A 247-nucleotide genomic window follows, 5' to 3' on the forward strand; every position below is an offset into this window, starting at 1 on the left:
CACATCGAGGAGCCGACCCCGTTCGTCAACTGGTCGGCGGGCGCCGTGGAACTGCTGACCGAGCCCCGGGACTGGCCCACCGTGGACGGCCCGCGCCGGGTCGGCGTCTCGGCCTTCGGCGCGAGCGGCACCAACGCACACGTGATCATCGAGCAGGCGCCGGTGGAGGAGTCCGCGCCGGTGGAGGCTGCCGGGCCGACGGTGGACGGTGCGCTGCTGCCGTTCGTGGTGTCGGCGCGTTCGTCCG

The 247-nt window shown here is 74.1% G+C and carries 1 protein-coding gene; it reads left to right on the top strand.

The genetic code is table 11. The features are described 5' to 3' along the window. On the top strand, nt 1-247 hold a 247-nt coding region (locus VR45_RS41835), incomplete at both ends, for a ketoacyl-synthetase C-terminal extension domain-containing protein (protein ID WP_045945230.1).

Source organism: Streptomyces sp. NRRL S-495 (assembly GCF_000966955.1).
Lineage (GTDB): Bacteria > Actinomycetota > Actinomycetes > Streptomycetales > Streptomycetaceae > Kitasatospora > Kitasatospora purpeofusca.